23 protein-coding genes are annotated in these 24,332 nt (G+C 38.6%); 10 read left to right on the forward strand and 13 right to left on the reverse strand.

The window, feature by feature from the left end; genetic code table 11:
• Positions 1–48: 48 nt before the first annotated feature.
• The gene (gene pnuC / locus EAH57_RS01590) at positions 49–624 is read right to left on the reverse strand and encodes a nicotinamide riboside transporter PnuC (RefSeq protein ID WP_121928554.1); all 576 of its coding nucleotides are present in this window, start codon (positions 622–624) and stop codon (positions 49–51) included.
• 404 nt (positions 625–1,028) lie between these two features.
• Between pnuC and EAH57_RS01595 the strand changes: the two genes are divergently transcribed.
• Both EAH57_RS01595 and EAH57_RS01600 read left to right on the forward strand, forming a co-directional pair.
• Positions 1,029–1,979 (forward strand): DMT family transporter, encoded by a 951-nt coding sequence (locus EAH57_RS01595; RefSeq protein WP_121928555.1) that lies wholly within the window; start codon positions 1,029–1,031, stop codon positions 1,977–1,979.
• A gap of 157 nt (positions 1,980–2,136) precedes the next feature.
• Positions 2,137–3,732, forward strand: a complete 1,596-nt coding sequence (locus EAH57_RS01600) for a CocE/NonD family hydrolase (protein ID WP_121928556.1) — start codon at positions 2,137–2,139, stop codon at positions 3,730–3,732.
• A gap of 35 nt (positions 3,733–3,767) precedes the next feature.
• Here EAH57_RS01600 and EAH57_RS01605 read toward each other — a convergent pair whose 3' ends face one another.
• The 7 genes from EAH57_RS01605 to EAH57_RS16200 form a co-directional block, all read right to left on the reverse strand.
• Positions 3,768–4,082, reverse strand: coding sequence for a DUF5713 family protein (locus tag EAH57_RS01605; RefSeq protein ID WP_121928762.1), 315 nt, complete (start codon positions 4,080–4,082; stop codon positions 3,768–3,770).
• Between the two features lie 175 nt (positions 4,083–4,257).
• Positions 4,258–5,178: a pyridoxal-phosphate dependent enzyme gene (locus EAH57_RS01610; RefSeq protein ID WP_121928557.1), complete on the reverse strand. Its 921-nt coding sequence runs from the start codon at positions 5,176–5,178 to the stop codon at positions 4,258–4,260.
• An 87-nt stretch (positions 5,179–5,265) separates the two neighbouring features.
• On the reverse strand, positions 5,266–6,861 hold the full coding sequence (locus EAH57_RS01615; protein WP_121928558.1) for a vWA domain-containing protein: 1,596 nt from the start codon (positions 6,859–6,861) through the stop codon (positions 5,266–5,268).
• A 117-nt stretch (positions 6,862–6,978) separates the two neighbouring features.
• Entirely contained in the window at positions 6,979–7,839 is an 861-nt protein-coding gene (gene folP, locus EAH57_RS01620; protein WP_121928559.1) for a dihydropteroate synthase, read from the reverse strand.
• A 131-nt stretch (positions 7,840–7,970) separates the two neighbouring features.
• Complete coding sequence (gene ftsH / locus EAH57_RS01625; RefSeq protein WP_121928560.1) at positions 7,971–9,866, reverse strand: ATP-dependent zinc metalloprotease FtsH; 1,896 nt, start codon at positions 9,864–9,866, stop codon at positions 7,971–7,973.
• Positions 9,867–10,003: 137 nt separating this feature from the next.
• Positions 10,004–10,654: a 23S rRNA (uridine(2552)-2'-O)-methyltransferase RlmE gene (gene rlmE, locus EAH57_RS01630; RefSeq protein WP_004669142.1), complete on the reverse strand. Its 651-nt coding sequence runs from the start codon at positions 10,652–10,654 to the stop codon at positions 10,004–10,006.
• A 32-nt stretch (positions 10,655–10,686) separates the two neighbouring features.
• Entirely contained in the window at positions 10,687–10,815 is a 129-nt protein-coding gene (locus EAH57_RS16200; RefSeq protein WP_265596653.1) for a hypothetical protein, read from the reverse strand.
• 65 nt (positions 10,816–10,880) lie between these two features.
• Between EAH57_RS16200 and yhbY the strand changes: the two genes are divergently transcribed.
• Positions 10,881–11,204, forward strand: coding sequence for a ribosome assembly RNA-binding protein YhbY (yhbY, locus tag EAH57_RS01635; RefSeq protein WP_004669144.1), 324 nt, complete (start codon positions 10,881–10,883; stop codon positions 11,202–11,204).
• A gap of 5 nt (positions 11,205–11,209) precedes the next feature.
• Positions 11,210–11,746, forward strand: a complete 537-nt coding sequence (locus tag EAH57_RS01640) for a DOMON-like domain-containing protein (RefSeq protein WP_121928561.1) — start codon at positions 11,210–11,212, stop codon at positions 11,744–11,746.
• A gap of 53 nt (positions 11,747–11,799) precedes the next feature.
• Here the strand turns inward: EAH57_RS01640 and EAH57_RS01645 are convergent, their stop codons facing one another.
• Entirely contained in the window at positions 11,800–12,342 is a 543-nt protein-coding gene (locus tag EAH57_RS01645) for a hypothetical protein (protein ID WP_121928562.1), read from the reverse strand.
• A 362-nt stretch (positions 12,343–12,704) separates the two neighbouring features.
• Between EAH57_RS01645 and carA the strand changes: the two genes are divergently transcribed.
• The 5 genes from carA to EAH57_RS01670 all read left to right on the forward strand — a co-directional run bounded on the left by carA (position 12,705) and on the right by EAH57_RS01670 (position 19,030).
• Positions 12,705–13,844, forward strand: coding sequence for a glutamine-hydrolyzing carbamoyl-phosphate synthase small subunit (carA, locus tag EAH57_RS01650; RefSeq protein WP_121928563.1), 1,140 nt, complete (start codon positions 12,705–12,707; stop codon positions 13,842–13,844).
• 17 nt (positions 13,845–13,861) lie between these two features.
• Positions 13,862–17,095, forward strand: coding sequence for a carbamoyl-phosphate synthase large subunit (gene carB, locus EAH57_RS01655; protein WP_121928564.1), 3,234 nt, complete (start codon positions 13,862–13,864; stop codon positions 17,093–17,095).
• 92 nt (positions 17,096–17,187) lie between these two features.
• The gene (greA, locus tag EAH57_RS01660) at positions 17,188–17,664 is read left to right on the forward strand and encodes a transcription elongation factor GreA (RefSeq protein ID WP_121928565.1); all 477 of its coding nucleotides are present in this window, start codon (positions 17,188–17,190) and stop codon (positions 17,662–17,664) included.
• A 73-nt stretch (positions 17,665–17,737) separates the two neighbouring features.
• Positions 17,738–18,361 (forward strand): CatB-related O-acetyltransferase, encoded by a 624-nt coding sequence (locus tag EAH57_RS01665; protein WP_121928566.1) that lies wholly within the window; start codon positions 17,738–17,740, stop codon positions 18,359–18,361.
• A 231-nt stretch (positions 18,362–18,592) separates the two neighbouring features.
• The gene (locus tag EAH57_RS01670; RefSeq protein WP_121928567.1) at positions 18,593–19,030 is read left to right on the forward strand and encodes a universal stress protein; all 438 of its coding nucleotides are present in this window, start codon (positions 18,593–18,595) and stop codon (positions 19,028–19,030) included.
• 127 nt (positions 19,031–19,157) lie between these two features.
• On the opposite strand, the gene EAH57_RS01675 is transcribed toward EAH57_RS01670, so the two are convergent.
• Both EAH57_RS01675 and EAH57_RS01680 read right to left on the reverse strand, forming a co-directional pair.
• Positions 19,158–19,661, reverse strand: a complete 504-nt coding sequence (locus EAH57_RS01675) for a hypothetical protein (protein ID WP_121928568.1) — start codon at positions 19,659–19,661, stop codon at positions 19,158–19,160.
• 98 nt (positions 19,662–19,759) lie between these two features.
• Positions 19,760–20,077, reverse strand: a complete 318-nt coding sequence (locus EAH57_RS01680; RefSeq protein WP_121928569.1) for an MGMT family protein — start codon at positions 20,075–20,077, stop codon at positions 19,760–19,762.
• Between the two features lie 90 nt (positions 20,078–20,167).
• Between EAH57_RS01680 and EAH57_RS01685 the strand changes: the two genes are divergently transcribed.
• Complete coding sequence (locus EAH57_RS01685; RefSeq protein ID WP_121928570.1) at positions 20,168–20,899, forward strand: metalloprotease; 732 nt, start codon at positions 20,168–20,170, stop codon at positions 20,897–20,899.
• On the opposite strand, the gene EAH57_RS01690 is transcribed toward EAH57_RS01685, so the two are convergent.
• Positions 20,896–22,602: a CapA family protein gene (locus tag EAH57_RS01690; RefSeq protein ID WP_121928571.1), complete on the reverse strand. Its 1,707-nt coding sequence runs from the start codon at positions 22,600–22,602 to the stop codon at positions 20,896–20,898. The two genes, EAH57_RS01685 and EAH57_RS01690, sit on opposite strands and share 4 nt — an antisense overlap.
• 19 nt (positions 22,603–22,621) lie before the next feature.
• On the reverse strand, positions 22,622–24,286 hold the full coding sequence (locus tag EAH57_RS01695) for a poly alpha-glucosyltransferase (protein WP_121928572.1): 1,665 nt from the start codon (positions 24,284–24,286) through the stop codon (positions 22,622–22,624).
• Positions 24,287–24,332 lie beyond the last annotated feature (46 nt).

The following is a 24,332-nucleotide window of genomic DNA, read 5'->3' on the forward strand; positions in this document are numbered from 1 at the left end:
TCTAATCAATCACTCAATGATAAGGATAGCTCACTCGGCTGTCCTTATTTAGGATAGTTTCATCAACTGCTTTCGTTGCACCTGTTGCCACTGCCACCAACCATAAGTCGCCAAGCCCACAAATGCGGCATATAAAGCTGCTGTTAAAAACAGTTCTTTGTAAATAAACATACCCACATAAACAATATCCACAAATATCCAGAGTACCCAAGTTGCAATATGTTTTTGACTGGTCCAATAGGTCGCAAGTAAACTAAATGCAGCAAGCTGAGAATCTAGCATCGGCACAGCAGCATCCGTAAAATGCTTTAAAATGAGACCTAATAATAATCCGCCCATCGCAGCCAAACAGATTTGAGCGACTGCAATTTGAATGCCGATCGGCTCAATCCGAATCTCGTGGTCTTGGCGTTTTCCTTTTAACCAAAAATAAAAACCATAACAATTGAATGCGATAAAGAAAAATTGCAGAATAGTTTCGGCATACAATTTATAGGCGAAAAAAAGATAAGCGTACAATGCACAAGCCAAAATATTGAAACCCCAACACCACATATGACGTTGAATGGTCAAGGTGACACCGATAATACTCATCAAGACGGCAATGATTTCTAAAGGAGACAAAGGAAAACTTCTGTTTAAATATCGAATACTGTCATTATGAAAAAATCTTAAATTTAAGCAACTATAAATCTTCAAGGTGCATTGATATATTTTTAAGCTTATTGAGAACAATGACTATTTTTTATTCAGACCTTATGCTATAAAAATCTTAAGCTTATTTTTAATATGACTCAGATGAACAAAGCACCCGCTCTAGATCTAGCATGTATCGCATATTGCATTCTCTCCAATGCAATGTGGCGACGTGTCTGCATCTCTATACGAGGAGGCTTTGCAATGTTATTTGATCCGATGACGCGTTAAAAAATAACATTACATGAAACATAGGTCGCCTCAATGGCGGCTTTTTTTTCGCCTTGATTTCTGAACCTTCAAACCTACTGTTGTTATTACTGGAGCACCCCATGTCACAATTGCATGAAAAAAGTTTTATATCCACACCCCAGATGCAACCGACTGTCGCCTCTACTTCCCCACGCCCAGCGCCAGTCGGTCAATTTATTGCAGTTGTTCTGATTTGGTCATTCACCCCGTTAGCAGCGGTATGGACAGTGCAAGATATTCATTGGGCTTGGGGTTTATTTCTACGATACAGTCTCGCCATTCCACTTAGCTTTGTTTGTCTGTTTTATTTTGGACTCAAGCTCAGCATAAATTTCAAAGCAATCACCAGTTATACAGCAGGTGCAATTGGGTTATTTGGCTCTATGACTTTTTGTTATATGGGTGCGACACGTGTTCCATCGGGTATGATTTCAATTATTTATGGCACAGCACCCTTGTGGTCAGGTTTGATTGCGGTCTTTATTTTAAAACGTGAACACTTTCATCCACGTCAATGGTACGGTTTAATTCTTGCCTTTCTCGGCTTATTACTGACAATGGGTTTAGCTACAGATAATGTTCAGCTCGACATGCTAGGCATTGCCTATGAAATGATTGCAGTTCTACTCTATGTTCTTTCTATGCTAGCCGTTGCAAAAGTAGGTGCAGAAATTCATCCGATCACTCAAACCGCTGGCTCAACCTTAATTTCATGGATCGGCTATCTCTGTTTATTACCTTTTTTTATCTCAGAGGTTCCAATACAATTGCCAAGTCCACAAGCCACTATGGCATTGCTGTATAGCGCATTATTTTCTTCAGTGCTTGCTATGATTTTTTATTATCATTTAATTCAAAAACTGAATCCGACCACAGTGATGCTCATCATGATCATAACTCCTGTATTGGCAACACTTTGGGGAATCACGCTCAACCATGAGCCACTCAGTTCGCATTTGATTATGGGCTTGATATGCTTATGCTGTGGTCTATTTTTATATGCTTATCGCAAGAAAGCCTACAACCTATAAGACAATAAAACCGATAGATCAGTAAAATGATCTATCAATTTAGATTATAGTATTTGAGCGTTTGATGCTTTAAATCAGAACAGTCATTGAAGATATATGATTTCCTTATGTATCACAGCATAACTTCACAGAGATTTATTCAAGGATGAAAGAATCTATGCGTACTTACCTTTTATGGATATTTTTGAGCTTTGCGCTCGTCATACAAGGTTGTGCTTATCACTCACCGACGCCCATTCATGCCTATCAAAAATCAGTTGAATTAAAACAACGTTATTATCACGCCAAAACCATAAGCGCAGATGGAACTGTGCTGGCTTTCACAGTGTATCAGCCTCATTTAAAGGTCGGACAAACAGCCCCGTTACTCTTGCATACGCATGGCTTTGGCTTATCTCGCATGAAACGACCTGAACTGAGTTTATACGGTTTTCTCTTACCTACAGGTCAAGTCGCCAAAACTGCATGGAAACAAGGTTATTGGGTGATTAGTTATGACCAACGTGGACATGGTAATAGTCAAGGTAAAATCCGTCTAGCTGATCCAGATAAAGAAGCACAGGATGTGATTACCATCATGAACTGGGCTGAAAAGCACCTGCCCCAATTAGCAAAAAACCAAAACGGCGTTCGTACAGGTATGATCGGAGAATCTTATGCAGGTGGTGTACAGTACATCGCATCGGCATTGGACCCACGCTTACAAGCGATTGTCCCGATTACCACTTGGTATGATCTGATAAATAGTCTTGCACCAAATGGCGTTCCTAAAAGCAACTGGATTAGGTTCTTAAATTTAATCGGTGACTGGTGGAATTGGAATAAATTTGATTCCGAACTTAAGCAAGCCTATCGAGAAACGCAACAAGGTCAACTTAATGCGTCATCTTATGATTTTCTAAAAACACATCAAGCACGCTGGTTTTGTGAACATGACCAAGCACCCCAAGCAGACGCACTGATTATTCAGGGATTTAGAGATATATTATTCCCGTTCAATGAGGGCGTAAAAGCCGCTGAATGTATCAAACAAGCGCGGCACAAAGTCCATTTAATCGGGGTACAAGGCGGACATCTGCAACCATTGGCACAACAGTCCCCGTCAGGTCAAACACCTTTCTGGTATATAGGAAAATCTGTTCATTGTGGCAATAAACAACACTACAACTTACAAGACATAATCTTAATGTGGTTCGATCAGCAGTTAAAAGATAAAACACCAAAAATGAAACTACCTGAATTATGCGTGGATCATAGCCCAGTTAACCATCTCGCAGATCTAAACCCGACCACGTCCTACACATTGAATAGAACATGGATTGCAGCAACGACAACCCAAGCTGTATTTGTCCCGATTCATGTGGCGCAGCAAGTTACGCATATCACTGGTGCGCCTCGCTTAAGCTTAAATGTCGAAGCAAAAGCTGAGTCAAGTGATCCCGTGTTATTTATATCTGTAGCAGTAAAGTCGAAAGAAACGGGGAAATATGTTGTTTTAAATGAACAGACTGCTCCCTTTAATAACGGCAGAAAACAAATTTATGATCAGATTACCTTAGACTTAGCTGACCCCAATAAATCACTACAAAGCATTGAGCTACCAAGTATAAATGGGGAGTTGAAACAGGGAGATACCTTGGGCTTGCTGATCAATAGTGAAAGTATTTATTATCAAAAATTTCAACAAGCTAAAATAGAAGCGTGGGTTTCAGGACAAATTATTTTACCCAAACTATGGATAGATGCTCATTAGAAATTTTATTTGAAAATGAAAATCGAGAGTGACGTCTACCACTCTCGATTCACAATTAATTCTTCCATTTCAATATCGAAATAACCCGCTTCTTGCACGATCATCATCATCGCTTCGGCAATATAATCCGCCGCAGCATCATCTAAAGATGAATCCAACTCTTCGAACTGCGGTTTCATTTCATTAATTTCGATGATAGTCCGATTCGCAAAACGATAAATCTCAGTTTCAGATAAGCCAGAACGACTGACTTTTTTTGCGAACTGATGTATATGTTGTTTGACTTCAGCAACCAGAATATCGGGATAATATTCATCATCAAACATGGGGAGGAGTAAATTTTCAAACATAAAAAGTAACATGCCAATAAAACGCCATGCTTATACCACAATCCCGCAAAAATCACGATATTTAGGCATAAAAAAAGCGGTTTTTCCGACCGCTCTAGATCAATTTACCTTATTCGATTTCAACCTCTCCCAGTGTGGGGATAAAGAAAAATATTGCTAAAGCTAATTGATACATTTAAGCCACTGTTTCTACAGAAAATTGCTCAGCATATTTTGAAAGCTGTTCAATGGTAATAGATGCGCCACCACATACAATCACTAGCACATCCTCTGTTGGTGCAAAGCTAATTTTTTTATCATATAGAACAGATAGTGTTGCGCCACAAGCAGGCTCAACCAATGTTCGATGATGATCTAAAAATTTCAGACATGCAGTTACCGCGTCTTGATCCGAAACAGTCATAGCTTGAACATTTTCACTTTGCGAAATGAGAAATGCATTTTCACAGACTTGTTTTGCTGCAAGTGTTGTTGCAATCCCTGTCACTTCATCTAGCTTTATATGCTTACCTATCTTCATTGCGGTATTCAAAGAAGCGGTTCCATCCGTTTCAATTGCATAAATTGGAATATCTAGATGATTCCGTTTTAAACCTTGATGAATTCCAGAGATTAAACTGCCTCCTCCTACTGATAAAATGACAGCATTCGGATAAATACCATCCGCAATGACTTCATCAATAATCGTTGCAACACCATCCCATAAATATTGATTGTCGAAGGGATGAATATAAATGGCTTCATCATTCACCAATGAAAGTGCCAGTTCATTGGCTTCCACCCAAGATTCACCTTGGACAATCACCTCAGCATCTTGTTGTAGCATTAAATCAATCGCTTTTTGCGAAGTCGTTTTAGGAACAATAACGGTGACAGGAATATTAAGTGCTTTTCCCATATAAGCGACTGAAATACCAGCGTTACCACCAGAAGAGCTAATGAATTTCTTTGCCCCTTGTTCTACATATTTTAGACAGGCATTGCCGATACTTCTTTGCTTAAAAGAACCTGTAGGCTGAGCAGACTCCATTTTCAACCAGACATTACAGTTATTGAGTTCGCTTAATTCACTTGATCTAATTAATGGTGTTTTCATGGTGATTGTTATTCCATCCTGCTATAAATATGTACCATTCATGGTCGGTTAGGTCATCGTCACCGACCACTTTTATAACATGAATATTCAATCTTTTTTAGCGCTTAAACTTTTTGCAATTTTCGCCAATTCAACAAACTCCTCACGCATTTGATAAGGGTCAGGTTGAGCAGACTGCTGTGCCAATTGAATAATTTGATCCCATCCGACTGAACCATTGTATTGCCCGCCTTTGAGTTGTTGAGCATAAGAGGCAACAGCGACCGCAAAACGAGTATCACTATGCGCCTGAGCAAGCGGTTTACTGCCCATTTTCACGGCTTGATTCAATAAAATACTATTATCTTGATTCGGTAGCTTATAGCGTAAATTCACAAAAGCATATTCTGATTTTTTAGCAGCATTGATCTTTGTCTGTGCCTGATAGCGCGAGTCATTTAACCAGCCCTGCTGACCAGCGGGAATAATTTCATAAAATGCGGTCACACGATGTCCTGCACCTATATCTCCCGCATCCACTTTATCATTATTAAAATCTTCTTGTTTCAACATGCGATTTTCATAACCAACGAGACGATATTCTTTGACCGTTGCAGGATTAAACTCAACCTGAATCTTGACATCTTGCGCAACCGTTGCAAGTGTCGATGAAAGCTGACGCTGCACTACTTTTTTAGCTTCATTTTTATTGTCGATATAGCTGTAATTACCATCACCTGCATCCGCTATTTGCTCCATCAATTGCTCATTATAGTTTCCTGTACCGAAACCTAATGTAGTGAGTGAAATACCACTTTTACGCTTTTCAGTTACCATTGATTTTAAAGTATTAAAGTCGGTGATCCCCACATTAAAGTCACCATCTGTTGCCAATAAAATACGGTTAATGCCATTTTTCACAAAAGCTTTCTCAGCTTGCTGATATGCCAGTTGGATCGCTCGCTCACCTGCGGTTGCACCATTCGCTTTTAATGCATTAATGACACTTAAAATCTTATCTTTTTGATCTCCTGAAGTCGGTTTAAGCACCAGTTTTTCACCACTGGCATAGGTAATAATCGTGACTTTATCTTGTGGTCGTAATTGTTCCGTCAGCAAGCGTAATGTTTGCTTTACCAATGGCAACTTATCTGGCGCACTCATACTCCCCGATACATCTACGAGGAAAACTAAATTTGCAGGTGGCAGTTGTGCAAGTGCTAAATCCTTGGCCTGAATCCCGATTTTGATGAGTTTGGCATTTTGTTTCCAAGGCGAATCCACTGTTTCCGTGGTCACTGAAAATGGATGTATACCAATAGGTTGTGGATACTGATAGTCAAAATAATTAATCATTTCCTCGATACGAACCGCGTCTGCTGGAGGTAAACGACCATTATTTAAAAAACGGCGCGTATTGCTATAACTTCCTGTATCCACATCAATACTAAAAGTTGAGATAGATTGATCAGAAACTCTAAAAACTGGATTAACTTCATTTTTCTGATATTTTTCGGTGTCTTGTTCTAAGCGTTGTTGTTCTGAAATGGGTATTGGCATGACCGTTTGTGCAAAACTTGGTGCTTGTGCCAGTTCATATACCCCCACCCCGATCATACGTTGCTGAGAACTCGACATCGGCTGGCAAGCTGCGATCATACAACCGAGCAAAGAGAGTGAAAATATTTTTGTGCCTTGATACATTTTATAATCCCCAAGTTTTATTTTGTCATTTCAAATGAATAGCAGTATTCACTTTATTGTATGCAAAAAAATATAAAGACACCGTATTCGAATGTATCTATTACTCTTTCTTAGTCACTACGCTGATTCAACCATACGCATAGCATTCCAAATCTTTACAGCATCACTTGTTGCTTTCACGTCGTGTGCTCGCACAATGCTTGCACCTTGTTGAATACTGAGTAAATGCCCCATCACACTACCGACCACTCTTTCTTGGGCAGCAACACCATTTAATGCTTCGCCAATAAAACGTTTGCGCGACAAGCCTGACAAAATTGGATAACCCATTTGATTGAGTTTCCAAAAATCATGCAGCAGTTGAAAATTTTGTTGGGCGTTTTTAGCAAAACCAAACCCCGGATCAAGAATAATATGCTGAGGTTTAATGCCGATCGCAATTGCTTGCTCCAATCGCTGATGTAGTTCCCTCATCACATCCTCAGTAACATCGTCATATTGGTCGAGTTGATTCATATTGGTTGGTTCACCACGCATATGCATCAATACCACTGGAATGTTGAGTTCAGCAGCGGTTTCTAATGCTTGCGGACGCGTTAATGCACGGACATCATTCCATATATGTGCACCTGCTTGGATGGCTGCACGTATCACTTCAGGCTGACTGGTATCAATCGACAGGATCACATCATATTTTGATAATTCCTGTACTACAGGAATCACACGGCGAATTTCTTCTTCAACAGCAACTGGCGAGGCATTTGGGCGAGTAGATTCACCACCGATATCAATAATGGTTGCACCATCCTCAATCATTTGCAAAGCATGTTTAATGGCTTGATCTCGGTGATGATGCTGCCCACCATCGCTAAATGAATCAGGTGTTACATTAAGGATTCCCATAATGTGAGGCTGAGATAAATCTAATGTAAAACGACCACACTGTAACTGCTGCTGTGGTAATGGCATCAACTTCATCAAAACACTCCTCACTTTAATCACATTATATTAACAAGAACAATGTTTAATGTTTGATGATTTATTTTCAGCTTAGGTCAAAACCAAGACAAAAAAGAGCGACCTAAGTCGCTCATTCTTTCTAAAACCGTTTAACTCATTGCTGGCAATGGTGGTGGTGTAGATGGACCATCTTTAGGTGGTTCAAAATCAGCCACAGGATTTTCAGCTACATATACTTTTGGTGGTTGTGGTTCACGACCTTCCATGATGTCACGGATTTGGTCACGATCAATGGTTTCCCAATCCATCAACGCTTTTACCATTGCATGTGCGATATCTTGATTATTTTCTAAGATATCACGAGCAACTTTGTACTGCTGATCAAGAATACGACGTACTTCTTCATCCACTTTTTGTTGCGTAGCTTCAGAAATAGTGCGACTACCGACATTACCGAAGAAACCGCTTTGGTTTTCATCTTCATAAACCATTACACCAAGCGCATCAGACATACCGTATTTTGTGACCATAGCACGTGCCATTTTGGTTGCACGTTCAAAGTCATTCGATGCACCAGTAGACATTTGGTTAATGAATACTTCTTCTGCAATACGACCGCCAAATAAAATGGAAAGTTCATTCAACATCTTATCTTTATAGTGACTGGTTTGGTCTTGTTCAGGAAGCTGCCAAGTAACGCCTAGCGCCCAACCACGTGGCATGATCGTGACTTTATGCACAGGATCTGTACCTGGTAAGATTTCAGCAACAATCGCATGTCCTGCTTCATGGTAAGCCGTTGCACGACGTTCTTCTTCACGAATTACCATCGATTTACGTTCAGGCCCCATATAAATCTTATCTTTCGCATCTTCAAAGTCATGCATATCTACCGTATTTTTATTACGGCGAGCAGCAAACAATGCCGCTTCGTTGACTAAGTTTGCGAGCTGTGCACCCGAAAACCCTGGTGTACCACGTGCAAGAATTTTAAGATCCACACCTGTTACAGAAGGAAGCTTCTTCAAGTGTACATTGAGGATTTGCTCACGCCCACGAATATCAGGCAAGCCAACCATCACTTGACGGTCAAAACGTCCTGGACGAAGAAGTGCTTTATCGAGAACATCAGCACGGTTGGTGGCAGCAATAACGATAACGCCTTCGTTGCCCTCAAAACCATCCATCTCGACCAACATTTGGTTAAGTGTTTGCTCACGTTCATCATGACCACCACCTGTACCTGAACCACGGTGACGACCAACTGCATCAATCTCATCAATAAAGATGATACACGGTGCATTTCGTTTTGCTTGTTCGAACATATCACGAACACGCGATGCACCCACACCAACGAACATTTCGACAAAATCAGAACCTGAAATACTAAAGAATGGAACCTTGGCTTCACCAGCAATTGCTTTTGCTAATAAGGTTTTACCTGTACCAGGAGGACCAACCATTAACACGCCACGTGGAATTGTTGCTCCAAGTCGTTTAAATTTGGTTGGGTCTTTTAAGAAATCAACGATTTCAACCACTTCTTGTTTTGCTTCATCACAACCAGCAACATCAACAAAAGTGATCTTGATCTGATCTTCAGATAGCATTTTCGCTTTTGACTTACCAAAACTCATTGGGCCATTCTTACCACCGGCACCGCCCCCCATGTTGCGCATAAAGAACATGAACAACAAAATAATGAGCAATATTGGGAAACTTGCGATGAGAAGTTGCATCAAAATGCCTTGGCGTTGTGGCGCTATGCCCTCAACCACAACATTTTGTTTGTTTAAGCTTGGTAGCAACTGAGTGTCTTCTACTTGTGGACGAACGGTCTCAAATGGAGAACTATCAGTTTTTTCACCACTGATATTTAAACCATCAATGGTGACTTGTTTAATTTGTCCAGCATTCACCGCTGCAACGAAATCAGAGTATTTCATCGCCGCAGGTTTATTTCGGTCACTGACGTTGCTAAAAATCAAAATCAGAACACCGAGTATGACGAGCCACAATACGGCATTCTTGAAGTAATCGCTCAAGGCTTTATTCCCATATCAATCTAATTTGATCATACCTAATCTTGGCTGACCTTCACAAAAACAGCAATGAATTTGCGTTGCAAAAAACTTAAAAGGTACAAAATGCACAATTTTTAACAACTTGGCAAGTATACTTTTTATTTCAAGGCCTTTTTACGACCTTGTCCAATCAAAAAAACCTCTTTTGATCGAGCACGCGACGCCGCCGGTTTAGCTGTTTTTAACACATCAAAACTATCGACCACTTGTTTTCTAAACTCGTCAAATCCAGTACCTTGGAACACTTTAACCAAAAACTGGCCATTCGGTCCTAATACCTTCTGAGCAAAGTCCAAAGCCAATTCACATAAGTAAATTTGACGTGGTTGATCAACAGCCTTATTACCTGATGTATTGGGGGCCATATCTGAAATTACAATATCTACTTGACGCCCATTTAAAATATTTAACAATTTTTCGAAGACTTCTTCTTCGCGGAAATCACCTTGTAAGAAGGTTACATCGGGCAATGCATCCATTGCTAAAATATCTGAAGCAACAACCAAACCGTTCGCGCCGACTAATTTACCCGCAATTTGCGACCAACTACCTGGTGCTGCACCTAAATCAACCACCGTCATACCCGGCTTGATCATTTTATATTTTTCTTGGATCTCAAGTAGCTTATATGCTGCACGTGCACGATAACCCTCCTTTTGCGCTTTTTTTACAAAAGGGTCATCTAAGTGCTCTCTCATCCATACACGACTGCTTTTCGACAATTTTTGATTGGTAATGCGTGTCGCCATAACTCTCTAAATTTCAAAAAACCTCTGATTGATCATTGTACGTGAAAATTCAGCTTATTACAGTATCGAAGCCATTCAATGCGACGATCTTTTGCAGTTTTTTGATCATCATCACGGCTCATTTCAGCAGTTTTCCATACATTTGCCGCAAGTGCTTGCATCCTGAATCTATCTTAGAATCGGGATGCAAGCTATACTAGGTCGTTTTTCAAATCAGGTATTTTCAATGGCAGCTTTATCTATCCATGAACGTAAACGTTTACGTCAAATCGGTCATGCACTTAATCCAGTTGTCATGATTGGTGGCCAAGGGCTTACAGAAAGTGTAATTGAAGAAGCGCATCGTGCGTTAAATGATCATGAATTGATTAAAGTAAAGATTGCAGGTGAAGATCGCGAAGCGCGTGCAGCTGTGGTTGATGCAATTGTTGAAGCTACAGGTGCAGAAGCAGTACAAAAGATCGGTAAAATCGTTTTGCTCTACAAAAAAGCAGCAAAACAAAATCAACACTTATCTAACCTCGTTCGTTTTGCTCATCTAAGTCAGTAATCGCAATGGCAAGTTATGATCTTTCTGCTTTTGATCGTTTTCACAGTATTAGTGTGGTGGCAGCGATTGAGCAGCTAACCCCAGCAACCTTAAATGTTGCTTTCTGGGTGAGTGATCCAAATCAGTTTTTGATTTATCCAGAAAAAGTCGCGGCACACCCACGTCAGGACTTTTTGTGGGAAAACACTTGTTTTGAACTCTTTGTGGGTGTGAAAGACCAAGATTTCTATCGTGAAATCAACCTCTCCCCTTCACAAGCTTGGCAAGTGTATCAATTTGAAGAATACCGCTTTCCTGAAGATATGCCGCCGGTTGCGGCATACGACATCGAGCTAAATCATTTACAGCGAACCCATTATGGTTTGAATGTCAGCTTAGATTTATCCAAATTTATGCAACAACATCAACTAAAATGGTCTGACTTATATTTAGGCTTAGCAGCAGTATTGAATACTTCACAAGGCGTGCAGTATTTTGCGATGCAGCATAGTAGTCCCCAAGCAGACTTCCATAATAAACGAGATTGGTTACATCAGTTTTAAAACAAAAAAAGCGAGAAATAAATTTCTCGCTTTTTTTCATTCTAACTTAGTGCTTAATTTGCACGTACTTTGTTCCAAGCTTCAACAGCTTGACCTTTAGTACGCTTAAAGCTATCCACTAAAGTATCTTTATGCTTCACTGAAATTTGACTGATGTCATCTTTAAGCTCTTTGCTCACTTTGGTTAAATCTTCGATCAAAGTATTTAACTCAGTTTTCAGTGCATTTTTGAGCTCAACCAAGTTACCTTGAGACGAGTTCAATTGAGTCTTGATCACATCAATACGCTGTAAAATATCTTGCTTGATTTGCGTAAGTTGATTTTGAATATTTTGATTCAACTCTTTTGCTTCAGTTTCAATTTTTGCTTGAGTATCGACTAAAGCTTCTTTAACCTGCTCTTGAGTTTCAGCAATGACTTCTTTTGCTTGCTCTTGAGTATCAGCAATCACTTCTTTTGCTTTTGCTGTTTTTTCTGCAACAACTTCTTTCGCCTTTGCCGTTTTTTCAGCTACAGCTTCTTTCGCTTTTGCAGTTTTTTCAACAACAACGTCTTTCACTTCTTCAGCTGCTGCTGTAGTTTGATTCTCAGCCATTATGATTCCCCTCTATACTGATTGTTGATTTTTTGGCTAAAGATAAGATAAAACGCTTTTGTCTAAAACCACCAATAAATTGTTAGACAATTTGCATAATATCTCACGATGTCGATCTAAAAATGACGGATTTTGCAATAGACACCAATCCACGTCTACGCAATTAAAGAAATCCAGCATTTCCTGTTTTTAATAAATAAAACTCATAGACTTCTGGCACACTCATGCGTATAATGCGCTGTTAAGTTATAAGCGAGCAGACCAGAAGGAGGCCATGTTTTTTTAAAGACAGCCTGCCTTTTTTTATGTCTTCTCGCTTTTTTACAGCCTTATTTTTGTGGTTTTAGTTCAGGAGCTTTGGTTTGAGCATCCCCGCCATTTTAGCCCTCGCTGATGGAACGGTCTTTAAAGGAACGTCTATCGGTGCATCGGGAAATACGACTGGTGAAGTCGTTTTTAATACCGCCATGACTGGCTATCAAGAAATTTTGACTGATCCAAGTTACGCACAACAAATTGTGACGCTGACTTATCCTCATATCGGAAATACAGGCTGTAATAGCGAAGACGTTGAATCAGGTCGTATCCATAAAGTATGGGCGAATGGTTTGATTATTCGTGATCTTCCTTTATTACACAGTAATTTCCGTGCTGAACAATCTCTAAGTGAGTACTTACAACAACACAATGTTGTTGCGATTGCTGATATTGATACACGCAAACTGACACGTATTTTACGTGACAAAGGTGCACAAAATGGTTGCATCCTTGCTGGCGAAAATATTACAGAAGAAGAAGCAATTGCCAAAGCACGTGCATTTGGCGGCTTAACTGGTTTAGACCTTGCTAAAGAATGCTGTGATCCAGAAGGTTTTGAATGGACTGAAGGCTCTTGGGTTTTAAATCAAGGCTTCACTCAACCTGAAATGAAGTTTCATGTTGTGGCATACGATTATGGTGTCAAAACCAACATCTTACGTATGCTTGCGGACCGTGGCTGTAAACTCACAGTCGTTCCTGCGCAAACCCCTGCTGAGCAAGTGCTCGCGTTAAATCCAGATGGCGTGTTCTTATCAAATGGTCCTGGTGATCCAGCAGCATGTGATTATGCGATTGCAGCAGTAAAAACCATTGTTGAAACAACAAACTTACCTGTGTTCGGTATTTGTTTAGGTCATCAAATTTTAGCACTCGCTTCTGGCGCAAAAACCATGAAAATGAATCATGGTCACCACGGTGCTAACCATCCTGTACAAAATCTTGAGAAAGGTACAGTGATGATTACCTCTCAAAACCACGGCTTTGCTGTTGATGAAAGTACCTTACCAACAAACTTAAAAGTGACTCATCGCTCACTGTTTGACGGTACAAACCAAGGTATTCATCGTACTGACAAACCAGCGTTCAGCTTCCAAGGTCACCCTGAAGCGAGTCCTGGCCCACATGACTGTGCTCCATTATTCGATCATTTTATTGAATTAATTGAAGCATCTAAACAGTAATCAAGAGCGAGTAAATTATGCCTAAACGTACGGATATTAAAAGCATCTTAATTATTGGTGCAGGTCCAATTGTCATTGGTCAAGCATGTGAGTTTGACTACTCTGGTGCGCAAGCATGTAAAGCCCTTCGTGAAGAAGGTTACCGCGTTATTTTGGTCAACTCAAATCCAGCGACCATCATGACCGATCCTTCAATGGCAGATGCAACGTATATTGAGCCAATCACTTGGCAAACTGTTGCACAAATCATTGAAAAAGAACGTCCAGATGCAGTCCTCCCAACCATGGGTGGCCAAACAGCATTGAACTGTGCGCTTGCACTGGATGAACATGGCGTTCTAGAAAAATATAATGTTGAACTCATCGGCGCATCAAAAGAAGCGATTGAGAAAGCCGAAGACCGTAAACTGTTTGACATCGCAATGCGTAAAATCGGATTGGAATGTCCTCGTGCTGATGTTGCTGAAAGCATGGAACATGCACTGGAAATTCAATCACGTTTCGGCTTCCCAGTGATCATTCGTCCATCATTTACGATGGGTGGCTCTGGTGGCGGTATTGCGTATAACAAAGAAGAATTTATTGAAATCTGTGAACGTGGTTTCGATCTTTCTCCAACCAAACAATTATTGATCGATGAATCTTTAATTGGTTGGAAAGAATACGAAATGGAAGTTGTTCGTGACAAAAACGACAACTGTATTATCGTATGTGCGATCGAAAACTTTGACCCAATGGGCGTACACACTGGTGACTCAATTACCGTTGCCCCTGCTCAAACACTAACAGATAAAGAATATCAAATCATGCGTAATGCATCGGTTGCTGTTCTTCGTGAAATCGGTGTGGAAACAGGTGGTTCAAACGTTCAGTTTGGTATTAATCCAGTCGATGGTCGTATGGTCGTGATCGAGATGAACCCGCGTGTTTCTCGTTCATCTGCATTGGCTTCGAAAGCAACAGGTTTCCCTATTGCGAAGATTGCTGCAAAACTAGCAGTCGGTTATACGCTTGATGAATTGAAAAATGACATCACGGGTGGTATCACTCCTGCAAGCTTTGAACCAGCAATTGACTATGTTGTTACCAAGATTCCTCGTTTTAACTTCGAAAAATTCCCACAAGCTGAGCCTGTATTAACAACTCAGATGAAATCTGTGGGTGAAGTCATGGCGATTGGTCGTAACTTCCAAGAATCTGTACAAAAAGCACTTCGTGGTCTTGAAGTGGGCGTAAGCGGCTTTGATGAAAAAATCGAAGTCGGTGCTGCCAATGCAAAAGACGTTATTCTAAAAGAACTTAAAGTTCCAGGTCCTGAGCGAATTTGGTACGTTGCTGATGCATTCCGTCATGGTTTCTCACTTGATGATGTATTTGAAGCGACTAAGATCGACCGTTGGTTCTTGATCCAAATCGAAGATATCGTTAAAGCTGAAGCCCAAGTAAAAACTTTAGGTTTTGGTGACTTAAACGCTGACAATATCCGTTCATTCAAACGCAAAGGTTTATCAGACCTTCGTATTGCGGACTTGATGGGTATTTCACAAAAGCAATTCCGTAAACAACGTTGGAACTTGGGTGTTTATCCAGTTTACAAACGTGTTGATACCTGTGCTGCAGAGTTTGAATCTGATACAGCCTACATGTACTCAACTTACGATGAAGAATGTGAAGCAAATCCATCAAGCCGTGACAAAATCATGGTCATTGGTGGTGGTCCGAACCGTATTGGTCAAGGAATCGAGTTTGACTATTGCTGTGTCCACGCTGCTCTTGCAATGCGTGAAGACGGCTATGAAACGATCATGGTTAACTGTAACCCTGAAACAGTTTCAACTGACTATGACACATCTGACCGTCTATACTTCGAGCCAGTAACACTTGAAGATGTACTCGAAATCGTTCGTATAGAGAAGCCTAAAGGCGTGATCGTACAGTACGGTGGTCAAACACCTTTGAAATTGGCACGTGCTTTAGAAGAAGCAGGTACGCCAATTATCGGTACATCTCCTGATGCGATTGACCGCGCAGAAGACCGCGAACGTTTCCAACAAATGATTCAACGTCTACAGCTTCGTCAACCGAACAACAGCATCGTGAAATCTGCTGAAGAAGGTATTTCTGAAGCGGCTAAAGTCGGCTATCCATTGGTCGTTCGTCCATCTTATGTATTGGGTGGTCGTGCGATGGAAATCGTCTATAACGAAGATGAACTAAAACGTTACCTCCGTGAAGCAGTTCAAGCGTCGAATGAAGCCCCTGTCCTACTTGACCGTTTCCTAGATGATGCAACTGAAGTTGACGTTGATTGTGTATCTGACGGTAAAGACGTTGTGATTGGCGGTATCATGCAGCACATCGAACAAGCAGGGATTCACTCAGGTGACTCAGCATGTTCAATTCCTCCTTACTCTCTTTCAGAAGAAGTTCAGGATGAAATGCGCCGTCAAACCGTTGCAATGGCAAAAGAACTTGGCGTAATTGGTTTGATGAATGTCCAGTTTGCGGTTAAAGGCAATGATATTTATATCCTTGAAGTGAACCCACGTGCATCACGTACTGTACCTTTCGTTTCTAAATGTATTGGTGAATCGTTAGCAAAAGTGGCTGCACGCTGTATGGCAGGTCAATCACTCGAGTCGCAAGGTTTCACTAAAGAAATTATTCCTACACACTTTGCTGTGAAGGAAGCTGTATTCCCATTCGCTAAGTTCCAAGGTGTTGATCCAATGCTTGGTCCTGAGATGAAGTCTACAGGTGAAGTGATGGGTGTTGGTCAAACATTTGGTGAAGCATTCTATAAAGCGGTACTTGGTTCAAATGAACGTTTACCAGGCTTGCCAACTGAAGGCGAAGTGAAACATGCTTTCTTATCTGTTCGTGAATCAGACAAGAAATATATCGCCAACATCGCTAAACAGTTAATCGCTTATGGTTTCAAACTCATTGCAACCAATGGTACTTACCAAGTCCTTAAAGAGGCTGGATTAACGTGTGAAGCGGTCAATAAAGTAACTGAAGGCCGCCCTCATATTGTTGATCGCTTGAAAAATGGTGAAATTCATCTTATTGTCAACACAACTGAAGGCAAACAAGCTCAATATGATTCTGCCATGATTCGCCGTGCAGCCCTACAAGGCAAGGTGTATTACACCACGACAATCAATGGTGCAGAAGCAGTTTGCCAAGCATTTGCTGTGAAATTGCCAATGGATGTATACCGCTTGCAAGATTTACAAACTGTAGGTTAATTATTTACCGATAAGTCCCGCCACCTTATTGGTGGCGGGCTTTTTCTTTTTTTTAATCCTGTATTTTCCCAACCCATTTAGAGGGGACTAGAATGCAACGTTATCCGATGACTCCCGAAGGCAAAGTTGCCTTAGAGAAAGAATTACAAAAGTTAAAAATGGTTGATCGACCACGTATCATTCAAGCGATTGCGGAAGCTCGTGAACATGGTGACTTAAAAGAAAATGCTGAATATCATGCTGCGCGTGAACAGCAAGGTTTTTGTGAAGGTCGTATTCAGGATATCGAAGGTAAACTGGGTGCAGTACAAGAAATTGATGTCAAAACACTCGAACAAAATGGTCGTGTGGTATTTGGTGTAACAGTAACCATTGAAAACCTTGATACCGAAGAACGTAAGACTTATAAAATCGTCGGTGATGATGAAGCAGATTTTAAAATTAATAAAATCTCGGTGAACTCACCTATTGCTCGTGGTCTACTTGGTAAAAGCGAAGGCGATGAAGCCAAAATCCAAACACCACAAGGTGAAGTTGAATACGAAATCGTGAGTGTGGAATATATTTAATATTTCATCTTAACTTAACCCCTCTTTAGAGGGGTTTTTGTTCAGCAAGATGTATAACACTTTTGGAGTTAACATGGACACAGCACAGATCAATACCCCATTAAAACATTGGTGTGAGTTCGAGTTTATTTCCAAAACAGTTAAAAATCCCAATATCCATATTAAAGGCAACTACAGTTATTACTCTGCCTATTGGGATCAAGGTTTTGAACGCTGTGTAGTACGTTATTTACACGACAAACCATCAACACAAGAAAAGCCGATTGATCAACTTTATATCGGTAATTTCGTCTGTTTTGGTGCAGAGTGCGTGATTATGATGGGCGGTAATCAATTACATCGACCCGATTGGATCTCGACCTTCCCTTTTGATACCCGTAGCTTTCTACCTGCTGGCGATACGATTATTGCAGATGGTTGCTGGATTGGCAGCCGTGCCATGATCATGCAAGGGGTTAAACTCGGTGAAGGTGCTGTGGTGGCGACGGGAGCTGTAGTAACACAAGATGTGCCCGCTTATGCGATTGTCGGTGGTGTTCCTGCAAAAGTAATTAAATATCGATTTCCACCAGAGCAGATAGAAAAGCTATTGGCTTTGAAGCTTTATACCTTAGATGAAAAGAAAATCTTAAAAATACGCGACCTATTACAAACAAACGATATTAATCAATTGGCCTGTTACGTTAAAGATAATTGATCAATTATCACCCTAAGCCATTGATATACAATCACTCTGTTTTCAGGAAATTTCATTTATTTTTACCAGCAATAATTCTTCAATTTAAGCATATTAAAAACAACTATCCCTATAAAAATACTAGGTTTTATTTTATAAATAACAGGTTTATTATAGAACTATAAAGCATATTTTGAACAAAATTTTATAAGCTAAATCCATAGAAGATCTTAGAAATAAGGAGTAATAAACATGACCTATCAAAAAATTTTAGTTGCGATTGATGACTCAGATACCTCAAATAATGTCATTCGGGAAGCCGCTCAACTCGCCAAAGCTTTAGATAGCCAAATTACAGTTGTTGGCGTGGTCACATTAGATCCATATCTAGCTGATACCTATCTCCGTTTTGGTCAAAGCAATGAATTGATTGAACGTGTTAAAGGCTATGTACAAGATAATCTAACGAAAGCTGAAGAAAAATTCGAAGCTTTAAATGTTAGCGTGTCCACCCAAATATTGGAAGGTCTTTCTGTTCACCAAGAAATTATTGGCGCAGCCCAAAAACTAGGTACAGACCTCATTATTATGGGTTCACATGGACGAACAGGTTTTAAACAATTCGTTTTAGGCAGTGTTGCGCAAAAAGTTTTAGCTGAAAGCCATATTCCAGTGCTGATCATACGTTAAATCTATAAAACACCAATACCCTGCTTTTCTTCCACATCTAACTGAATAAAAGTAACAACGGTTCAACCAATAAAAAAGCATGGTAAATATAATGACCATGCTTTTTTAATTAATTTATGCAAGTTTTTCAGTACTGAATTGGCTGAGCTTTGTCTAAAACACCATTTGGTAGCTCAGTCGTCGAAATAATTGTTAATGATTGAACATCTGAGTTTGTATCACCTTTATTTAAGGCATTCAGCACAATGCTGGTTTCTTTAGTGCTTAAGCTATACATTGCGCCTGTTGCAGGGTCAACGATTAACAAACCAATCAAACCACCTAGTAAAATATTACCCACATACCAGCCATTTATATGAGAAGAAACATTAATAGTTTTTTTCTCATAGCCTTCTTTTTCAAATACCACACTATAGCGCTCAGGAACAAAAAAGCCCGCGCTGCGCTTTAGGTTTACCGTAACAGGTGCTTGACCCACATGTACCTTTTTTCCAGCTTTATTAAAAATAGTAATATCGCTAAGTTCAGGTGTACTTGCAAACGTCATGGTTTGACTTCCACCAGACATAATACTTGCACAGCCCGATAAACTAAGTGCAGTAGCCCCAAAAACAATAGATAATTTTTTCATCTCAATACCAAAAAACATACGTAATATTATGTATCCGGATTGTATTTAAATCGTAACTCACATTCAATATATTGATGCTGTTTAAGTTTATTTTTTTATCAAATGGTCCAACCAAAAATTTTTAAATTTATTCTACCGTTCAGCATATAAACCCCTTCCTCCTCCAGTAAGTTTTGTTGAATATTTTCACCTTGATCATTTATTCGTGTCACACTGATTCTCCCTTGTGCATTAATCACTCGATGCCAAGGAATCTTGCTCTCTTTATCTAAATGCTTTAATACATAACCTACTAAGCGAGCATGTTTAGGCAGACCGGCTAATTTTGCAATTTGCCCATAACTTGCTACTTTTCCATAGGGAATCAATGCAATAACTTCTAAGATTTGTCGGTGAAGTTCATCGTTATCTTTCATAATCTTTCCTTAAAAAATCTGTTAGCATATTAAATCTGAGAGTAAAACTTCTAAAGAACAATTAAAATTCTTAGGGATAGAGAAATGAAAATGCGATCACAACTTATACTTCTTTCTGCATTGAGTTTGACCTTTACAACCTCATGTACCACTCAAAAAAAACCATCTGTAAGAATCACACCTTATAAATATAAAATTGACTCCCCAAATGATCTTCCTATCGTCTATGTTAGCTTTATTTTCACAATCAATCGCCCTCAAGCAAAAGTATTCGATACACCCTTGCAAATGTATAAAGAGTTAGAAATTTTAAATCGCTATTTCATAGATGAAAAAAATCAAAAGATTTTTAAATTTAAAATTAATCATTACTATTCATATCGTGACTTTAATAAAAGAAAATGTGATTTAGCAAATCATTTAAACCAACCATCACCAATCATCACACAAAATATACCCGATGCAGTTAAACGTTGTTTTCCTCGACGTAAAAGTAAAGAGGTGCTTTTTATTATCTATGATTCGTATAGTCAAAAACTAAAATATAGTGATATCACAAGTTGGGGTTTTAGGAATAATGCACAGCCATTTATTCTCATAGATTGGGAAAGGCTTAATCATCAAACTCAAGCAGCCAGTATTCATGAAATGGGACATGCTTTTGGACTAGGACATGTATGTGCACCCAAAGCGAAAAAAACAACACCAACCAATATTATGACCAGCTATGATTGTAGACTAGGAAGTGGGGGGTTACGTAATCTTGGCTTTACCGCTAATCAGTTAAATACAATTTTAGAGAATTATTCAAAATACCCTTAAACCTTCAACTCAATAAAGAATCCCAGATCATTCCTTTTGCATCGAAAATCATCCTTCATTAATGAAGCCGTTAAAAAAGAACTCGCTTGCTCAAACTGATGCTCATTGACAGGATATGGCTGCCAAAAGGTTTCAAGGTTATTAGTAAAAATAGGATAAAGTTGAACAATTTCTTCATTTAAGTTAAATCGTACAACTACACCAAATGGTAAAGCCTGGTATTTATCATACTCTCCATTACTATTAAATACGCCATTCCCAATCCCGAAAATAACAGGTTTATTATTGAGGTATTTGATTGGTTGAATCGTATGTGCACCGTGTCCTAGTATGAGATCAACACCGATCTGAGTAAATAAATTTGCTAAAACCTCTTGTTCAGGATGAGTTGATTTAAAGTCTACGCCCCAATGACAGATCAAAATGACTTTATGGCTTGGGTATTTTGTTTTATATTGAATGATTTGTTCAAATAAAATTGCATTCAAACAAGCAACACCAGCATTATCTCCTAATGCATATGCATTATAATCCTGATATGCAATATCTCGATGCCAATAACCATTAAAAATTGCAATTATTTTATTATTATTTTTTATTTCGATACATTTATGAGCTTGTTGTTGATCTAACCCTGCACCAATAAAATTAATATTTTTATCTTCAAAACATTGCAAAGTATATTTTAAGCTTTCTTCACCATAATCATTTGAATGATTATTACCCAAACAAACGGCATTTATATGAATACGCTGGAGCTCTTTAAGAGTTTCATTTGCTCTAGCACCTAAAATAAAAGCTTTTTTTTGCTGTAAAGGAGACGTTTTTTCTAAGTTAAAAACAGCCTCAAAATTTGCAATATTTACGTCTTCTTGATTAAAAAATTTTTTTATTTTTTCAAATGAATATTGATATCCATAACGCTGTAGTGCATCATCAACTCCCTTATATTTACGAATATCTGTATAATATTCTCCAAAATAAGTATCACCAATAATATTAATCCAGTCACTCTTTGCTAGAATTGACTTTGCAGGAATTTGACCCGAATTAAAGTAATGATAATAAGGTACTAGATGGTCTATACGATGAATTTGATCTAGTAAATAAAATATCCCAATACTTCTGTTTTCTGCACGATATGAAAAATATATTGGCTTATTTAAATACTCTAAAAATAAAACAGCATCAAGTTGAGAACATGTTAATAGTGAACTAATTGGTCCGATAGTATGCCCTTTCAGTACTGATGGTTTTTGGAAGACTTGCTTAATCAATTTATTCGGCATACTAAAAATTGCTTCAGACAACCGATATAGGTCTTTAATATTCTGCGTAATTGAGTCAACTTTTAATTGTATCAATTTTTCTTTAATCGCAAATTCAGCCTGATCCAAACCACCGAATAATTGAGTCCCAAGCTTTAAACTTTGCTCAGATGATTGAACAAAAGCCAGATACTGTAATAATTCCAAAACTGAATAAGATTGTTTTTTATTAGAATCGAATGAATCATCTGGAACACTCCCCTCATATACGATCTCCTGCTGAAGTTGCAATGAGTCTGTATTTACCATTTCTAAACCAAGAAGTAGCATGACCCAATTCGAGCAATCTACAGCAATTTTTGTTTGCCAAACGGCATGCTGGAAGTTCTCTGTTTCTATATGACTTATAATTTTAATTTCTTGAGATAAATCCATTTATTTAAATCCTAACCTCTTAATATTCAAAGTTCTGAACATAAGAAATATATCCAGAGAGATTATGTTCTTGATCATCAATACGAACCCTAAAACGATCATGACGCACATAAAAAGCGTGTAATATTTTATCTGGATGAGCCATATACATAGCAACTTCTGGATAAAAAAATCCAGTTCGTTGAAACTCTGTGCGAAACTCTATTAGCTTCTTTAATTCTTCAAAATATGATTTGTTAAAAAGTTCTTCCAATTCTAATATTCTCATTCTATCAATCATCTGATAAGCAGCCATCATCATTTCTAACAAAGTGGCATAGCTGGTCTTCCGATTACGAATAAAAATCATATGTCGTAGGTAGTTTTTCATTCCAAACAAGAAATATTTTTCTTCAGGACAAATTTTCGTAAGTTCGTTTGTACAGTAACTTAACCAATGATCATGATAACGCTCATACCTTTCAGCAATAAAATGTTCAAACATTAATTTCACTGTTTCTAGTAGTTTTTGTTCTGGTTGTAGTTGATATAAACGTAGTAGCGCGAGCGCCGCCTCACCATCATAATACACAATCCTAAATTTCTGTTTTAAAGCTAAACTGGGGTAATGCAGTACATGTGTGGTTGAACCACCTTCACCCACCATAGATAAAATTCCATTGGCTAAATGCTCAGTGTACTGGATATAAGACTTATCCCCTGTAAGCTCCTGATACTTAGTTAACATAAGAATCGCAGCTGCATTTGCACCTAATTTAATTTCATCTAATTTATTGCACTCACTACCGTCCAACATATAAGCAAGTTTCGCGTTTATCTCAATATAAAAGTTTGTTAAAGCGTATTGTATTGCTAACTTAATTTTTTTTAAGCGACTTTCTTTTTTTTCTATCATTAGTGTTTCAATGAGAGCATATACGGTTGTGCAATGCCGAATCGTATTGTAACTACGAATTGGTCGATCATAAGCAGGAAAACTTCCATAAATAAATTTTCCATCCTCCAAAATTTGTGAATCTATAAAATCAGCATTTTGCTTAATCATCATTTTAAGATGTTGTTTTTTAGGCTCAGCTAAATATCGAACTCCATTTTCTGTAAATTGACTTTGTAATTGCTTAAATTGACCATTTTCATAGAACACAGCATAAGTATCAAATGTCCAAACATCTTGAAGTTCATTTATCTTTACTGGTTCTTTTTGTTCGTTATATTTACGCAATATAGTGGTATTTAAGTTTTTTTCATCAAAAAAATTAGGTTTGTCGTAACTTAAACCACGAATAATGGCTCGACCATATAGTTCTTGTTCTAGGAAACAAATTTCGAAATTTTCATCAAAACTGATTCCTTTTCTATAGTGATTATTATGAAACTGATTCCTTACAATCTCCTCAACATTTTTCCAACTTTCTTTTTGAATATTAAAAGCAAAATCAAATTTTAAAAATGTACATAATGATTGATCCTCTTCATATTGTTGTTCAAGAAAATGGAAAAGCTCCTGCCGAACTGTAGAAAAGTCTGCATTTACCGACTTCCAAACTTGACAGCGCTGAGTTCTATCTCCGTAAGAATAAAAAAGTACAGTTTTATCAATTCCACTATGGTGTCGTGCTTTCTCTAGGAAGTCATCCAATTGACATTTTAGTTGTTTAAAGTCCGAATTCAAAGTAAGTTTCATATACTAAGTTTCTATAATTTATAAATATTTTAAACAAGATAACATA

It is taken from the genome of Acinetobacter sp. 2JN-4, assembly GCF_003687745.1.
Lineage (GTDB): Bacteria > Pseudomonadota > Gammaproteobacteria > Pseudomonadales > Moraxellaceae > Acinetobacter > Acinetobacter halotolerans.

Coding starts and splice junctions, on each gene's coding strand:
- greA (WP_121928565.1), top strand. CDS start 17,188: ATGCAACGTTATCCGATGACTCCCGAAGGCAAAGTTGCCTTAGAGAAA.
- EAH57_RS01675 (WP_121928568.1), bottom strand. CDS start 19,661: ATGAAAAAATTATCTATTGTTTTTGGGGCTACTGCACTTAGTTTATCG.
- EAH57_RS01680 (WP_121928569.1), bottom strand. CDS start 20,077: ATGAAAGATAACGATGAACTTCACCGACAAATCTTAGAAGTTATTGCA.
- EAH57_RS01690 (WP_121928571.1), bottom strand. CDS start 22,602: ATGGATTTATCTCAAGAAATTAAAATTATAAGTCATATAGAAACAGAG.
- EAH57_RS01615 (WP_121928558.1), bottom strand. CDS start 6,861: ATGTATCAAGGCACAAAAATATTTTCACTCTCTTTGCTCGGTTGTATG.
- EAH57_RS01695 (WP_121928572.1), bottom strand. CDS start 24,286: ATGAAACTTACTTTGAATTCGGACTTTAAACAACTAAAATGTCAATTG.
- EAH57_RS01685 (WP_121928570.1), top strand. CDS start 20,168: ATGCGATCACAACTTATACTTCTTTCTGCATTGAGTTTGACCTTTACA.
- yhbY (WP_004669144.1), top strand. CDS start 10,881: ATGGCAGCTTTATCTATCCATGAACGTAAACGTTTACGTCAAATCGGT.
- EAH57_RS01605 (WP_121928762.1), bottom strand. CDS start 4,082: ATGTTTGAAAATTTACTCCTCCCCATGTTTGATGATGAATATTATCCC.
- rlmE (WP_004669142.1), bottom strand. CDS start 10,654: ATGGCGACACGCATTACCAATCAAAAATTGTCGAAAAGCAGTCGTGTA.
- EAH57_RS01600 (WP_121928556.1), top strand. CDS start 2,137: ATGCGTACTTACCTTTTATGGATATTTTTGAGCTTTGCGCTCGTCATA.
- EAH57_RS01610 (WP_121928557.1), bottom strand. CDS start 5,178: ATGAAAACACCATTAATTAGATCAAGTGAATTAAGCGAACTCAATAAC.
- EAH57_RS01645 (WP_121928562.1), bottom strand. CDS start 12,342: ATGGCTGAGAATCAAACTACAGCAGCAGCTGAAGAAGTGAAAGACGTT.
- EAH57_RS01595 (WP_121928555.1), top strand. CDS start 1,029: ATGTCACAATTGCATGAAAAAAGTTTTATATCCACACCCCAGATGCAA.
- EAH57_RS01665 (WP_121928566.1), top strand. CDS start 17,738: ATGGACACAGCACAGATCAATACCCCATTAAAACATTGGTGTGAGTTC.
- folP (WP_121928559.1), bottom strand. CDS start 7,839: ATGAAGTTGATGCCATTACCACAGCAGCAGTTACAGTGTGGTCGTTTT.
- EAH57_RS01640 (WP_121928561.1), top strand. CDS start 11,210: ATGGCAAGTTATGATCTTTCTGCTTTTGATCGTTTTCACAGTATTAGT.
- EAH57_RS16200 (WP_265596653.1), bottom strand. CDS start 10,815: ATGCAAGCACTTGCGGCAAATGTATGGAAAACTGCTGAAATGAGCCGT.
- EAH57_RS01670 (WP_121928567.1), top strand. CDS start 18,593: ATGACCTATCAAAAAATTTTAGTTGCGATTGATGACTCAGATACCTCA.
- carB (WP_121928564.1), top strand. CDS start 13,862: ATGCCTAAACGTACGGATATTAAAAGCATCTTAATTATTGGTGCAGGT.